Origin of the sequence: Pseudomonas sp. NFACC43, from assembly GCF_900119645.1 — a bacterium.
Classification (GTDB): Bacteria; Pseudomonadota; Gammaproteobacteria; order Pseudomonadales; family Pseudomonadaceae; genus Aquipseudomonas.
In genome coordinates this window covers 378,719-391,823 of the sequence record NZ_FPKK01000002.1, presented here as the reverse complement: position 1 = coordinate 391,823, position 13,105 = coordinate 378,719, and the positions used below count along the sequence as shown (strand labels likewise).

At 62.7% G+C, this 13,105-nt stretch carries 12 protein-coding genes; 7 read left to right on the top strand and 5 right to left on the bottom strand.

Annotated features, from left to right (window positions below; genetic code table 11):
* Nucleotides 1–92 precede the first annotated feature (92 nt).
* A complete protein-coding gene (locus tag BT179_RS05685; RefSeq protein ID WP_072390457.1) occupies nt 93–698 on the top strand; it encodes a 5-formyltetrahydrofolate cyclo-ligase in 606 nt (201 codons plus the stop codon).
* 35 nt (nt 699–733) lie between these two features.
* Here BT179_RS05685 and BT179_RS26710 read toward each other — a convergent pair whose 3' ends face one another.
* On the bottom strand, nt 734–880 hold the full coding sequence (locus BT179_RS26710) for a hypothetical protein (protein ID WP_092179885.1): 147 nt from the start codon (nt 878–880) through the stop codon (nt 734–736).
* Between the two features lie 195 nt (nt 881–1,075).
* Between BT179_RS26710 and BT179_RS05680 the strand changes: the two genes are divergently transcribed.
* The 4 genes from BT179_RS05680 to BT179_RS05665 all read left to right on the top strand — a co-directional run bounded on the left by BT179_RS05680 (nt 1,076) and on the right by BT179_RS05665 (nt 6,413).
* Nucleotides 1,076–1,525, top strand: a complete 450-nt coding sequence (locus tag BT179_RS05680) for an EVE domain-containing protein (protein ID WP_072390460.1) — start codon at nt 1,076–1,078, stop codon at nt 1,523–1,525.
* A gap of 81 nt (nt 1,526–1,606) precedes the next feature.
* Nucleotides 1,607–2,572 carry an HlyD family secretion protein gene (locus tag BT179_RS05675; protein ID WP_072430925.1) on the top strand — a complete coding sequence of 322 codons (966 nt, stop codon included), beginning with the start codon at nt 1,607–1,609 and terminating at the stop codon, nt 2,570–2,572.
* Entirely contained in the window at nt 2,569–5,295 is a 2,727-nt protein-coding gene (gene rbbA / locus BT179_RS05670) for a ribosome-associated ATPase/putative transporter RbbA (protein ID WP_072430926.1), read from the top strand. The genes BT179_RS05675 and rbbA overlap by 4 nt, the downstream gene beginning before the upstream one ends.
* Entirely contained in the window at nt 5,295–6,413 is a 1,119-nt protein-coding gene (locus BT179_RS05665) for an ABC transporter permease (protein ID WP_072390469.1), read from the top strand. The genes rbbA and BT179_RS05665 overlap by 1 nt, the downstream gene beginning before the upstream one ends.
* 60 nt (nt 6,414–6,473) lie before the next feature.
* On the opposite strand, the gene BT179_RS05660 is transcribed toward BT179_RS05665, so the two are convergent.
* Complete coding sequence (locus BT179_RS05660; protein ID WP_072390879.1) at nt 6,474–6,890, bottom strand: flagellar basal body-associated protein FliL; 417 nt, start codon at nt 6,888–6,890, stop codon at nt 6,474–6,476.
* Nucleotides 6,891–7,040: 150 nt separating this feature from the next.
* Here BT179_RS05660 and BT179_RS05655 point away from each other — a divergent pair, with 150 nt between their 5' ends.
* Both BT179_RS05655 and glpT read left to right on the top strand, forming a co-directional pair.
* A complete protein-coding gene (locus tag BT179_RS05655) occupies nt 7,041–8,018 on the top strand; it encodes an NADPH:quinone oxidoreductase family protein (protein WP_072430927.1) in 978 nt (325 codons plus the stop codon).
* A gap of 285 nt (nt 8,019–8,303) precedes the next feature.
* Entirely contained in the window at nt 8,304–9,653 is a 1,350-nt protein-coding gene (gene glpT, locus BT179_RS05650; RefSeq protein ID WP_072390475.1) for a glycerol-3-phosphate transporter, read from the top strand.
* Here the strand turns inward: glpT and BT179_RS05645 are convergent.
* The 3 genes from BT179_RS05645 to ubiD form a co-directional block, all read right to left on the bottom strand.
* On the bottom strand, nt 9,629–10,297 hold the full coding sequence (locus BT179_RS05645; RefSeq protein WP_072430928.1) for a gamma-glutamylcyclotransferase: 669 nt from the start codon (nt 10,295–10,297) through the stop codon (nt 9,629–9,631). The genes glpT and BT179_RS05645 overlap by 25 nt on opposite strands.
* Before the next feature lie 358 nt (nt 10,298–10,655).
* Complete coding sequence (locus BT179_RS05640; RefSeq protein WP_072390479.1) at nt 10,656–11,624, bottom strand: CDP-6-deoxy-delta-3,4-glucoseen reductase; 969 nt, start codon at nt 11,622–11,624, stop codon at nt 10,656–10,658.
* On the bottom strand, nt 11,624–13,090 hold the full coding sequence (ubiD, locus tag BT179_RS05635) for a 4-hydroxy-3-polyprenylbenzoate decarboxylase (protein WP_072430929.1): 1,467 nt from the start codon (nt 13,088–13,090) through the stop codon (nt 11,624–11,626). The genes BT179_RS05640 and ubiD overlap by 1 nt, the downstream gene beginning before the upstream one ends.
* Nucleotides 13,091–13,105: the final 15 nt, after the last annotated feature.

The window sequence follows — 13,105 nt, the reverse complement described above, 5'->3', positions numbered from 1 at the left end:
CAAGACTGGCATTGTTGTGTCTGGCATCGGCATTTCTGGTGGCATCGTTTACGGTTACGCTGTGCGTCCATGAACCATTCCAAGCACCGACCATGACCGAACCCGCGCTACTGCCTCGTCCACAACTGCGACGCCTGCTGCGCCAGGCCCGCCGCGCCCTGACACCGGCCCAGCAACGCGAAGCCGCCCGCGGCCTCTATCGGCAACTGGCCCAGCACCCCTTGTTTCGCCGTGCCAGGCATATCGCCCTGTACCTGCCCAACGACGGCGAGATCGACCCGCGCCTGCTGCTGCGCGCCGCCCAGCGTCGAGGCAAGGCCACCTACCTGCCGGTGCTTAGCCCGTGGCCTCGCACCAAGATGGTTTTTCAACGCATCCGCCCCGGCGAGAAACTGCGCCCCAACCGTTTTCGCATCCTTGAACCCCATGTCAGCATCGCCCGGCAACGCAAGGTCTGGGCATTGGACCTGGTGCTGTTGCCACTGGTGGGATTCGACGATGTGGGAGGCCGGCTGGGCATGGGGGGTGGATTCTACGACCGAAGCCTGGCCTATCTGGCGCGGCGCAAGCAATGGCGAAAGCCGACGTTGCTGGGCCTGGCTCATGAATGTCAGAAGGTCGAAAGGCTGGCGCAGGCGAGTTGGGACGTACCGCTGCAAGGAACGGTCAGTGACAGGCGCTGGTATATCGCGCAATAGACGCCGCATTGGACAGCGGCGTCCGAAAGGCAGGTTCAGCGTTTAAGCGACGGCGCGGGCTGGGTGATATCCATCGGCGCTTCGGTCTTGCTGGCCCAAAGACTCTGGGCGTAACCCGTGGTCACGACACCCAGGCCGAACAGAATGACCAGAATCCACAACAAATCCGGTTTGCGTTTCATCGATTGCCCCCCTCAAGGCATATCACACACGATGACAGCAGCGGTTTTCTTATTGGCCGTGCAGCAGCGTCAAGCTTGGAAGGCCGGCATTTTGCGGCAACCTGAACCGACACGCAAACACTGGCGTCAACCGACTGTCGGTTTGTCATAAAATCGTAGAACTTTTTTCAAACCCTGTCTCCAGGAGTAGAAACCATGGCCCATTGGCTGATGAAATCCGAGCCCGACGAACTGTCCATCCGAGGCCTGGAGCAGCTCGGCCAGGCACGCTGGGATGGCGTGCGCAATTACCAGGCACGCAACTTCCTGCGGGCCATGGCCCAGGGCGACACCTTTTTCTTTTACCACTCCAGCTGCCCCGAACCCGGAATCGCCGGTATCGGAAAAATCGTCAAGGCCGCCTATCCCGACCCTACGGCCCTGGAACCCGATAGCCCTTACTTCGACCCGAAGGCCGGTCCGGACAAGAACCCCTGGAGCGCGCTGGACGTGGGCCATGTCGAGACATTCCCCCGCGTTCTGAAGCTGGACTTGCTCAAGCAGCAGAGCGCCCTGGCCGAGATGCCACTGGTGCACAAAGGCTCGCGCCTGTCGGTCATGCCGGTGACGCCCGAGCAGTGGGCAGCGATCATAGCGCTGCGCTGACAGGCCATGAGTTGATGGATATCAAGCTCGACCCAGGGTTGTGCAGCTAGACTGCAGCGCTACAGCCGCAGGATGCCGGACATGTCGACGCCCCCTCACCTCTCTCGCTTTTTTGTCGTCGCCCTGATGGCAGTGTTGCTGGCCGCCGGTGGATTCGGCTATTGGAAATCCCGGCAGGATCGCCTGCCGGAGGGTCTGAGCGTGGGCAACGGTCGCCTCGAGGCCACCGAAGTCCAGATCGCCAGCAAAACCCCGGGCCGGCTGGCGCAAGTCCATGTCGATGAAGGCGACCATGTGGTCAAGGGCCAGTTGCTGGCGCGCATGGACACCCGGACCCTCGAGGCCCAGCGCAACCAGGCCGAGGCCGAAGTGACGCGGGCCCGGGAGAACCTGGCGGCCACCGAGGCCAACGTGCAACTGCGACACAGCGAGCAACTGCTCGCCCACCAGGAGCTCAAGCGAACCCAGGAACTGTTCAAGCGCGGCTACGCCAGCGAACAGACCATCGACCAGCAGCAAGCCCGCTTCGATACCGCCAACGCCGCCGTCAACGCGGCCCGGGCCCAGGTATCGGCGGCCGTCGCCGCCATCGGTGCGAGCCTGGCCCAGGTCGCCCAACTGACCAGCGAAATAGACGACAGCAGCCTGCGCGCGCCCATCGACGGCGTGATCCAGCTGCGCCTGGCCGAACCCGGCGAAGTGTTGGGCGCAGGCGGACGGGTGCTGCTGATGATCGATCCGAACGACCAGTACATGAACCTTTATCTGCCGGCGTCGGTGGCCGGCAAGCTGACCGTGGGGGACGAGGCGCGGCTGTTGCTCGACGCCCTGCCCGAGCGACCGCTGCCGGCGACGGTCAGCTTCGTGGCGGCCAAATCCCAATTCACTCCCAAGGAAGTCGAAACCCGCGACGAACGCCAGAAACTGGTATTCCGCGTCAAGATACGCCTGACCCGGCCCGGCGAAGCTCCCCAGGCCAAGCCCGGCATGCCCGGCGCCGGCTACGTGCGCACGGCCCCCGTCGATTGGCCGGCCAACCTGCAATGAACGCCAGCGGCGGCGAGCTGGCACTGCACGCTTCTGGCCTCGAGCACCGCTACGGCCCGCATGTCGCCCTGAGCGACATCGCCTTCAGCCTGCCCGCCGGCACCCGTTGCGGCCTGATCGGCCCGGACGGGGCAGGCAAGTCGAGCCTGCTGGGGCTGATTGCCGGCGTGAAGAAGCTCCAGCAGGGTCGGTTGGAGGTACTGGGCGCCTCGATCGAGGATCGGCGCCATCGCAACACCCTCTATCGTCGCATCGCCTTCATGCCTCAAGGGCTGGGAGGCAATCTTTACCCGGACTTGTCGATACGCGAGAACGTCCGGTTCTTCGGCACGCTGTTCGGGTTATCCCGGGGCGAGTGCGAACAGCGCATGGGCAAACTGCTGCTGGCGACCGATCTGCAGGGCTTTGCCGACCGCCCGGCGGGCAAGCTGTCCGGCGGCATGAAACAGAAACTGGGCCTGTGTTGCGCGCTGATCCACGAACCGGACCTGCTGATTCTCGACGAACCCACCACTGGCGTGGATCCGCTGTCCCGGCGCCGCTTCTGGGAACTGGTAGAGGATGTACGCCGACAACGGCCGCAACTGACCCTGCTGGTCGCCACGGCCTATATGGAAGAGGCCGAGCAGTTCGAGCACTGCCTGATGCTCGACAACGGTCGCTTGCTGGCCGAGGGATTGAGCAAGGAATTGGCGGCGGTCACACCCACCGGCAAGCTCGACTCGGCGTTTACCCATTTCCAGGGCGACAGCAGTCGCGACACCGAGCCGTTGGCGATTCCGCCCAGGAACAGCGACACCGCCGACATCGCCATCGAGGCCCACGACCTGACCTTGCGCTTCGGCGACTTCACGGCAGTCGACAAGGTCAGCTTCGCGATTGGACGCGGGGAGATCTTCGGCTTCCTGGGCTCCAACGGTTGCGGCAAGACCACCACCATGAAAGTGCTGACCGGGCTCATGCCCGCCAGCGAAGGCAGCGCCCGGCTGCTGGGCAACCCGGTCGATGCCAGGGACCTCGCCACCCGCAAACGGGTAGGTTTCATGTCTCAGAGCTTTTCACTGTATGGCGAATTGAGCGTGCGCCAGAATCTGGCCCTGCACGCCAGGCTGTTCGACCTGCCCAAGGCCGAAAGTGGCAGCCGCATCGAAGAACTGATCGAGCGCTTCAAGCTGCGGGACCACGCCGACCAGCCTTCCGGCGCCCTGCCCCTGGGCCTGCGCCAACGCTTGTCACTGGCGGTGGCGGTGCTGCACCGTCCGGAAGTCCTGATCCTGGACGAACCGACATCAGGCGTCGACCCGGCGGCGCGGGACGATTTCTGGCGATTGCTGATCGAGCTGTCTCGCGAACAAGGCGTGACGATTTTCCTCTCCACGCACTTCATGAACGAAGCCCAGCGTTGCGACCGCATTTCGCTGATGCACGCCGGCAAGGTGTTGGCCTGCGATACGCCGCAAGCCCTGCAGGCACAGTTCAACGGCCAGACCTTGGAGGCCGCGTTCGTCACTTGTCTGGAGCAGGCCCAGGGTCAGACCCAGTCAGGCACTCCCCCGGTAACCCTCGACAGCAGCGAGGCCCCGCGGGACCGGCATGGCCTGAGCCTCGGTCGGCTGCTGGCCGTCGCCAGCCGGGAGGGCAAGGAACTGCTGCGGGACAAGGTCCGCATGGCATTCGCCTTGCTCGGGGCGCTGTTCATGATGGTGATCTTCGGCTACGGCATTTCCCTGGATGTGGAAAAACTCGCATTCGCCGTGTTCGACCAGGATCAGAGCCCGCAGAGCCGCGCCTACCTGGAAGCTTTTCGCAGCTCACGCTACTTCGAGGAGCAACCGGCCATCCGGGACGCCGCTGAGCTGCATCGACGCCTGCAACGCTCGGAAATCAAGCTGGCCCTGGAGATCCCGCCCGGCTTCGGACGTGACCTGTATGCCGGCCGGCAGCCCACCGTCGGCGCCTGGCTGGACGGAGGCATGCCGTTTCGCGCCGAAACCAGCCGTAACTACGTCCAGGCCGTGCATCAAGCCAATCTCGAGCAGTTGGCCGAACAGAGCAGCCCGGCGCTGAACCCACAGGCCGGGGCGAAGCTGCAGACCCGGTTTCGCTACAACCAGGACGTGGTCAGCGTGAATGCCATTGGCCCAGGGGTCATGGCGCTGATCCTGGCCTTCATCCCGGCCATGTTGACAGCGCTGGGCATCGTCCGGGAAAAGGAGCTCGGTTCGATTACCAACTTCTACGCCACACCACTGACCCGCCTGGAGTTCCTCCTGGGCAAACAGGCGCCCTATCTGGTTGTCAGCCTGATCAACCTGGCCTTGCTGACGGCGATGAATCGCTGGTTGTTCGGCGTGCCGTTCAAGGGCAGTGGCCTGGCACTGGCATTGGGCGGCCTGCTCTACGTGCTGGCGACTACCAGCATGGGGTTGCTGATCTCGGCATTCACCCGCACCCAGATCGCGGCGATCCTCGGCACCATGATCATCACCAGCCTGCCGACCATCCAGTTCTCCGGGCTGATCGTGCCGCGCTCGTCCCTGGAAGGCTCCGCGGCGCTGATGGGCCAGTTGTTTCCCGCTGGCTACTTCCTGGACATTGCTGTCGGCACCTTCACCAAGGCCCTGGACCTGCGCCAGCTGTGGCCGCAATGCCTGGCCTTGTGCGGCTTCTTCCTGGGATTCACCGGGCTGAGCCTGCTCATGCTGAAGAAGCAGGAGGCCTGATGCATACGCTTTCACACATCTGGCGCCTCGGACTCAAGGAATTGACCAGCCTGAGATATGACTCGGTCCTGCTGCTGTTCCTGGTCTACGCCTTCACCGTGGCCATCTACATGCCGGCCGCAGGTTCAGTCATCGGCGTTCACAACGCCAGCGTGGCGGTGGTGGATGAGGACCAGAGCCACCTCTCCCGCCAACTGGCCCAGGCGCTGCAGCCACCAGAGTTCCAGACACCGGTGGCGCTACCCTATGGGGAGCTGGACAAGGTCATGGACAGTGGCCGCTACACGTTTGTCATCGACGTGCCCGCCAATTTCCAGACCGACCTGCTGGCCGGCCGCGAGCCGGCGCTGCAACTGAACGTCGATGCCACGGCCATGAGCCAGGCCTTCATGGGGGCCGGCTACATCGGGCGGATTTTCCAGCAGGAATTGATGAGCTACAGCGGCCAGGCGCAAGCGGCTGAGCGAACGCCCGTGAAACTGGCCACCCGGTCACTGTTCAACCCCAACCTGGAAGGCGGCTGGTTCCTGGCCGTGATCCAGATCGTCAATAACATCACGATCCTGGCCATCATCCTGACGGGCACTGCGCTGCTGCGCGAACGCGAGCACGGAACCCTCGATCACCTGCTGGTGCTGCCATTGACGGCGCTGGAGATCATGCTGGCGAAAATCTGCAGCAATATGCTGGTGGTGGTCCTGTGTACGTGGATCTCACTGGAAGTCGTCGTCAAGTTCGCGCTGGGGGTGCCCCTCGCCGGCTCCCTGCCACTCTTCCTGGCAGTGACTGCCCTCTACCTGTTCGCCAGCACCGCGCTGGGTATTTTTCTGGCCACCCTGGCTCGCTCCACGCCACAGTTCGGGCTGCTGTCGATTCCCGTCATTATTCCGATGCTGCTGCTGTCCGGCGGCAGTACGCCGCTGGACAGCATGCCGCAATGGCTGCAGTGGGTGATGCAGGGCTCGCCGTCCACCCATTTCGTCAGCCTGGGGGCGGCGATCCTGTTCCGTGACGCTGGCGTCGATGTGGTGTGGCCGGACCTGCTGGCGCTGGCGGCCATCGGGCTGCTGTTCTTCGCGATCGCGCTGGGGCGGTTCCGCAAGAGCCTGGCCTCTTGATGCGGCCTTGAGCCACGCGCGCGATTCTCGGCGCGTGCCTCGAGGCTGCGATGCAGCGACCTACTGGATGATCAGGTTGTTGAAGAGCAGGTCATCCACCATCGGCTTGCCTGTCTCGTCGTTCATGACCTGCTGGGTCTGCTTCAACGCTTCCTGACGCAACTTTTCCTTGGCTTCAAGGTTGTTCATCGTCTCGCTGGTCTGCTGGGCGAACAGCGCAACCAGCTGGTTACGGATCAGCGGCTCGTTGGCCTTCACCGCCGCCGCCGCGGCATCGCCCGTGACGCGCAGGGCCACGTCGGCCTTGTAGACCTTGAGCTTCGCCGTACCGTCCAGGCCATAGTTGCCCACGAAAGGCGGGCTAAGGGTGATGTAACTGACCTTCGGCGCCTCGCCTTCCTTGGCCTCCTTGGCCTCTTCGGCCGTCGCCATCACAGGCAGCGACAGGGCCAGCATCAACATGATCCACGCTTTCACATTCGACTCCTCATCCGGTTTGCGGCCCAGCATACCGCCCCGCCGCTCAAGCACAAGCTTATGGCCGGCTATCAGGGCAGGGCATGCTCGTTGACCCATTGACTCTCACACCTACACTTATCGGCCAACACTCCCAAAGGAATAGCCCTGATGAAAGCCGTGCTGTGCAAAGAATTCGGCCCCGCCGAATCGCTGGTGCTGGAAGAAGTCGCCAGCCCTGTCGCGAAAAAGAACGAAGTGTTGCTGGATGTGCATGCCGCCGGGGTGAATTTCCCTGACACGCTGATCATCGAGGGCAAGTATCAGTTCAAGCCTCCCTTCCCTTTCTCCCCCGGCGGCGAAGCGGCGGGAGTCATCCGTGAAGTGGGCGAAAAGGTCAGCCACTTGAAAGTCGGCGACCGGGTCATGGCGCTGACCGGCTGGGGCAGCTTTGCCGAACAGGTCGCGGTGCCGGGCTATAACGTCCTGCCCATTCCATCGTCCATGGACTTCAACACCGCCGCGGCATTCAGCATGACCTACGGCACCTCGATGCACGCCCTCAAGCAGCGAGCCAACCTGCAACCCGGCGAAACCCTGCTGGTGCTGGGCGCCTCCGGCGGTGTCGGCCTGGCCGCGGTGGAGATCGGCAAGGCCATGGGCGCCCGGGTGATTGCCGCCGCCAGCAGCGCGGAAAAACTCGCTGTGCCCAAGGCCGCGGGCGCCGACGAATTGATCGACTACAGCGAAACGAGCCTGAAGGATGAAATCAAGCGCCTCACCGACGGCCAGGGCGCCGATGTGATCTACGACCCGGTGGGTGGGGACCTGTTCGACCAGGCCATTCGCGCCATCGCCTGGAATGGCCGACTGCTGGTGGTGGGGTTCGCCAGCGGTCGCATCCCCGAGTTGCCGGTGAACCTGGCGTTGCTCAAGGGCGCCGCCGTGGTAGGGGTGTTCTGGGGCTCCTTCGCCCAGCGCCAGCCCCAGGACAACGCCGCCAACTTCCAGCAGCTGTTCGGCTGGTTCGCCGAAGGCAAGCTCAAGCCGCTGGTTTCCCAGGTGTACCCCCTGAGCCAGGCCGCCCAGGCCATCAATGACCTGGGCCAGCGAAAGGCCGTTGGCAAGGTGGTCGTGCAAGTGCGTTGAATGCACCAGGGCGGTCCTGGCCGGATTTGCGCAGGCCGCCCTGGACGAGCTTTTTCCCCTCCCCCCTTCCTCAAGCAGCTTTGCGGCGTGATATCGGATCACGCCTAAACGGTCTGCGCCGACATCTCCTACAACGCCATCTGTTTATATCTGAGCGACATGTTCATTTAAGAACATTCGTTGCGGGAAGTTTTTGCTATTTAAGCGATGAGAAGCAATGCTATTTTCGGTAACGAAACTGTAACATTCGCATCCGCAGTCATAACAAGAATCTGGAGCCCTTGAATGTTTGCTTTCTTTCGTCCCGCCACTCATCAGGCACCTCTGCCTGAAGAAAAAATAGACAGCACCTACCGACGCCTTCGCTGGCAGATCTTCGCTGGCATCTTCATTGGCTACGCCGGCTACTACCTGCTGCGCAAGAACTTTTCCCTGGCCATGCCGTACCTGATCGACGAAGGTTATACCCGCGGGCAGCTGGGCGTGGCCATGTCGGCCATCGCCATTGCCTATGGATTATCCAAGTTCCTCATGGGCCTGGTGTCCGACCGTTCCAACCCACGCTACTTCCTGCCATTCGGCCTGCTGGTCTCTGCGGGGGTGATGTTTATTTTCGGTTTCGCACCTTGGGCGACGTCCAGCGTGACCATGATGTTCATCCTGCTGTTCATCAACGGCTGGGCCCAGGGCATGGGGTGGCCGCCCAGTGGCCGGACCATGGTGCACTGGTGGTCCCAGAAGGAACGCGGTGGCGTGGTGTCGGTGTGGAACGTTGCGCATAACGTCGGCGGCGGTCTGATCGGTCCACTGTTCCTGCTGGGAATGGGCTGGTTCAATGACTGGCACGCTGCGTTCTATGTCCCGGCGGCCGTAGCGCTGATGGTTGCGCTGTTCGCCTTCGCGACCATGCGCGACACCCCGCAATCGGTGGGCCTGCCGCCCATCGAGAAATACAAGGACGATTACCCGGAAGGTTACGACGCCAGCCACGAGAACGAATTCAGCACCAAGGAAATCTTCGTCAAGTACGTGCTGCGCAACAAGATGCTGTGGTACATCGCCTTGGCCAACGTGTTCGTCTACCTGCTGCGCTACGGTGTGCTGGACTGGGCGCCCACCTACCTCAAGGAAGCCAAGGGTTTCACGGTGGACAAGAGCTCCTGGGCGTATTTCTTCTACGAGTGGGCAGGTATTCCGGGCACGCTGCTGTGCGGCTGGATGTCGGACAAGATCTTCCGTGGCAACCGTGGCCTGACAGGCATGGTGTTCATGGCGCTGGTGACCGTGGCGACGCTGGTGTACTGGCTGAACCCGGCGGGCAACCCGACCGTCGACATGATCGCCCTGGTATCCATTGGCTTCCTGATCTATGGCCCGGTCATGCTGATCGGCCTGCAGGCGCTGGAGCTGGCACCAAAGAAAGCCGCTGGCACCGCTGCCGGCTTCACCGGTCTGTTTGGCTACTTGGGCGGCTCGGTCGCGGCCAGTGCCGCCATGGGCTATACCGTGGACCATTTCGGCTGGAACGGCGGTTTTGTCCTGCTGGTGGGCGCCTGCCTGCTGGCAATGGCCTTCCTCGCGCCCACCCTGGGGCACAAGCAAGTCGCCAGTCAGAGCCGAGAAGTGACGGCCTGATCGCGCACTGACCCGCAGCGCTTGAGCCGCGCCTCCAGATTCCGGTCTGGCATGGCGTGGCTACGCAGGGCCTGGATGGTCTGCTCGACGTAATCGCGGGTCGTGCCATAACGCCCACACGCACTTTCGAACACCTGGTTCAGCACATGGTCCGGCACGTTGCCGGCATAGCTGGGCAGGTGTCGCTCCAGTACGAATCCCAGCGCCTGCACCCGGTTGCCATTTTCGAGGCGGCAACTGAGCCAGTGGGGCCGATACGACGGGAAGGGCATCTCGCGCTGCCATAAGGCAAACAGCGAGTCCTCGAGGTTCTCTTGCGGCAACCGATAAGCGAAACCGCTGCACGAACCGCCGCGGTCCAGCCCGAACACCAGCCCCGGCAACTCCGGCGTGCCACGGTGTTCATGGGACCATAGATACAGGCCGCGATGATAACCATGGACTCGCCCGCGCACCCGCTCCACCGCTGTGCACTCCGGCCGCCAGATCAACGAACCGTAGGCGAACAACCAGACCGGGCCACCTTGGTGCAGGCGCATGGTCGATTGCATCGAAGCGAGCAATTGCTCGCCAGTCAGCTGTGGCCCCAGGTCGAGCCGCGGTGGGTACGGGACACAGGGGATGGCGGATTCGATAGCGGTCATGGCCGGTAGCGGTTGGCTCCTCGCGGGTTGGAAGTGGACCGTCGCGCGTCAGGGGGCTGACGTCTGAGCGAAGCGACGCAAATTGAATGCCATGAATGATGGGGCGATGGCATATACCTTAACGGCATCTGGCTCATGAGCTAAATATCGAATGGGCATATGTGCAGATATATATCTTTGGAGAGGGGCTGCCGGGCTAGGCAGCAGCTCCTGAAAGCAGTCAACCCGGTAGGCCGGCTTAATGCGGGGGTCTTGTAAGGGGGGCTGCTGCGCAGCCCAACGGGGATAAATCCCTTCGCAACAGGATCAATCCCCTCACCACAAAAGCAGATCCTGGGTCTGGATCAATGCGTGCTACTCAAGCCCGCGGCGCATAGGCGAACACATCGGCGCGCATTTGGTGGGCGTCCATTCCGGCTTCGACCAGTGCATCGAGAGTGGCGTAGATCATGGCCGGCGAACCGCTGGCGTAGACATGCACACCGCAGAGATCGTCAATGTCCTGGCACACCGCTTCGTGGAGCATCCCACAGCGTCCTTCCCAGCCACACACGTCGCTGACGACTTTGTGCAGGAACAGATTCGCAAGCTTCTTCCACTCGTCCCAATGCTCGATTTCGTAGAAATCCTCCGGACGGCGCACGCCCCAGTACAGATGGACCGGGTGGTTGAAACCTGCTGCGCGGCAATGCTCGATCAGGCTGTGCATCTGCGCCATGCCGGTCCCGGCGGCAATCAGCACCAGCGGACCCTCCGGCAATTCGGACAAGTGAGTGTCGCCAAACGGCATTTCGACGCGCACGCTGGGGTTGCGACGCAACTGCTCAAGCAGCATTCGCGCACTGTTTTCACGCACCAGCACGTGCAGTTGCAGGTCTCGTCCGGAATGCGGCGCCGAAGCCAGGGAGAAAGCCGACTTCTCACCGTTCTCCCGTTCGATCATCAGGTATTGCCCGGCGTGATAACGCGGCGGCTTGCCCGCTGGCGCACGCAGGTTGACCCGCCAGACATCGCCGCCCACCTCGACGCACTCGACCACCTGGCAGGCCAGGTTGCGCACCGGCAACTCCCCCGGCGCCAGCACCCCATCCCATAGCACCACGCAATCTTCCAGGGGCTCGGCGATGCAGGTGAAAATCTCACCGTGATCGCGCACTTCGCCAGCCTGCTGGACGCGGCCTTCCACCAGCAGCGCACCACAGACATGGCAATTGCCGTTGCGGCAGCTTTGCGGGCATTCATAGCCCAGGCGCCGCGCACCATCGAGAATCCGCTCGGCGGGCTGTATCTCAAGTATCGCGCCGGAAGGCTGCAGGGTTACACGCATCAATCTATTCCTAACTGATTCCAGATGGCATCGATCCGTTGGGTAACGGCTTCATCCTTGACGATAACCCGGCCCCACTCACGAGTGGTTTCACCGGGCCATTTATGCGTGGCATCGAGCCCCATCTTCGACCCCAGGCCGGACACTGGCGAGGCGAAGTCGAGGTAGTCGATGGGCGTGTTGTCGATCATCACCGTATCGCGCTTGGGATCCATGCGCGTGGTGATGGCCCAGATCACGTCGCTCCAGTCCCGTGCATTGATATCGTCGTCAGTGACGATAACGAACTTGGTGTACATGAACTGTCGTAGAAACGACCATACCCCCAGCATCACCCGCTTGGCATGCCCTGGATACGACTTCTTCATGGTCACCACGGCCATCCGATACGAGCAACCTTCCGGCGGCAGGTAGAAATCGGTGATTTCCGGAAACTGCTTCTGCAGGATCGGCACGAACACTTCGTTCAGCGCCACGCCGAGGATCGCCGGCTCATCCGGTGGACGTCCCGTGTAGGTGCTGTGGTAGATCGGTTTGGTCCGGTGAGTGATGCGCTCGACGGTGAACACCGGGAAGCTGTCGACTTCGTTGTAATAGCCGGTGTGATCGCCATATGGTCCTTCGTCCGCCATTTCACCGGGGTGGATCACGCCTTCGAGGATGATCTCGGCGGTGGCCGGGACTTGCAGGTCGTTGCCGCGGCATTTCACCAGTTCGGTACGATTGCCCCGCAGCAGGCCGGCGAAGGCATATTCGGAGAGGCTGTCCGGCACGGGCGTGACAGCACCGAGGATGGTCGCCGGGTCCGCCCCCAGGGCCACCGAGACCGGGAATGGCTGGCCGGGGTGTTTCTCGCACCACTCGCGATAGTCCAGCGCACCGCCGCGGTGGCTCAGCCAGCGCATGATGACCTTGTTGCGACCAATCACCTGCTGGCGGTAGATGCCCAGGTTCTGGCGCTCCTTGTTCGGCCCCTTGGTAACCGTCAGGCCCCAGGTGATCAAGGGTCCCACGTCGCCCGGCCAACAGGTCTGCACCGGCAGCATGGCCAGGTCGACATCGTCGCCCTCGATCATAACTTCCTGGCAGATCGCGTCCTTGACGACTTTCGGTGCCATGGAAATGATCTTGCGGAAGATCGGCAGCTTGGACCAGGCATCCTTCAGCCCCTTCGGCGGCTCGGGCTCCTTGAGAAACGCCAGCAGCTTGCCGATTTCCCGCAACTCGCTGACGGCCTCGGCCCCCATGCCCAGGGCCACTCGCTCCGGTGTGCCGAACAGGTTGCCCAGGACCGGGATGTCAAAGCCCGTCGGGTTTTCGAACAACAGCGCCGGGCCTTTGGCTCGCAGGGTGCGGTCGCAGACCTCGGTCATTTCGAGCACGGGAGACACCGGCACCTGGATGCGCTTGAGTTCACCGCGCTGTTCCAGACCGCTGATAAAGTCGCGCAGATCGCGATACTGCATGCAAAAGCCTCATGG

Coding starts and splice junctions, on each gene's coding strand:
- BT179_RS05685 (WP_072390457.1), top strand. CDS start 93: ATGACCGAACCCGCGCTACTGCCTCGTCCACAACTGCGACGCCTGCTG.
- BT179_RS26710 (WP_092179885.1), bottom strand. CDS start 880: ATGAAACGCAAACCGGATTTGTTGTGGATTCTGGTCATTCTGTTCGGC.
- BT179_RS05680 (WP_072390460.1), top strand. CDS start 1,076: ATGGCCCATTGGCTGATGAAATCCGAGCCCGACGAACTGTCCATCCGA.
- BT179_RS05675 (WP_072430925.1), top strand. CDS start 1,607: ATGTCGACGCCCCCTCACCTCTCTCGCTTTTTTGTCGTCGCCCTGATG.
- rbbA (WP_072430926.1), top strand. CDS start 2,569: ATGAACGCCAGCGGCGGCGAGCTGGCACTGCACGCTTCTGGCCTCGAG.
- BT179_RS05665 (WP_072390469.1), top strand. CDS start 5,295: ATGCATACGCTTTCACACATCTGGCGCCTCGGACTCAAGGAATTGACC.
- BT179_RS05655 (WP_072430927.1), top strand. CDS start 7,041: ATGAAAGCCGTGCTGTGCAAAGAATTCGGCCCCGCCGAATCGCTGGTG.
- glpT (WP_072390475.1), top strand. CDS start 8,304: ATGTTTGCTTTCTTTCGTCCCGCCACTCATCAGGCACCTCTGCCTGAA.
- BT179_RS05645 (WP_072430928.1), bottom strand. CDS start 10,297: ATGACCGCTATCGAATCCGCCATCCCCTGTGTCCCGTACCCACCGCGG.
- BT179_RS05640 (WP_072390479.1), bottom strand. CDS start 11,624: ATGCGTGTAACCCTGCAGCCTTCCGGCGCGATACTTGAGATACAGCCC.
- ubiD (WP_072430929.1), bottom strand. CDS start 13,090: ATGCAGTATCGCGATCTGCGCGACTTTATCAGCGGTCTGGAACAGCGC.